Genomic DNA, 716 nt, shown 5'->3' with positions numbered 1-716 from the left:
GGGGGTTGGGGATGAAGCGTTCGGCGGTGAGGGCGGGGCGGTGGTGGTAGCCGCGGCCGACTTGGGTGCCGGCGATGTAGAGCTCGCCGTGGATGCCGGGGGGGACGGGGTTGAGGTTGGTGTCGAGGATGTGGATTCGGGTGTTGGCGACGGGGTGGCCGAGGGGGACGGTGGGGTGGGGGTCGTTGGGGTGGCAGGTGTGGTGGGTGACGTCGATGGCGGTTTCGGTGGGGCCGTAGAGGTTGTGGAGGTGGGTGTGGGGGAGGTGGGTGTGGAAGGTGTCCTGGGTTTCGCGGGGGAGTGCTTCGCCGCTGGAGAAGATGTTGGTGAGGGTGTTGCAGTGGGGGGTTTGGGGGTCGGTGAGGAATGCGGTGAGCATGGGGGGGACGAAGTGGGTGGTGGTGATGGCGTGGGTTTGGATGAGGTTGGTGAGGTAGTGGGTGTCGCGGTGGCCGTCGGGGTCGGCGATGACGAGTTGGGCGCCGGTGGTGAGGGGCCAGAAGAATTCCCAGACGGAGACGTCGAAGCTGAAGGGGGTTTTTTGGAGGACGCGGTCGTTGGGGGTGAGTGGGTAGGTGTGTTGCATCCAGAGGATGCGGTTGGTGAGGGCGCGGTGGTTGTTCATGGCGCCCTTGGGCAGGCCGGTGCTGCCTGAGGTGTAGATGATGTAGGCGAGTTGGTCGGGGGTGGGGTGGGGCAGTGGTGGGGTGTGGGTG

Annotated in this window: 1 protein-coding gene; it reads right to left on the bottom strand. The window is 66.3% G+C overall.

The genetic code is table 11. From position 1 onward, the window contains the following. On the bottom strand, window positions 1-716 hold a 716-nt coding region (locus C2142_RS30360), incomplete at both ends, for an AMP-binding protein (protein WP_148646632.1).

This window comes from Streptomyces sp. CB01881, from assembly GCF_002953255.1.
In the GTDB taxonomy this organism is placed as follows: Bacteria; Actinomycetota; Actinomycetes; order Streptomycetales; family Streptomycetaceae; genus Kitasatospora.
Note: the sequence above shows the minus strand (reverse complement) of the source record. Positions and strands in the feature narration are given on the sequence as shown.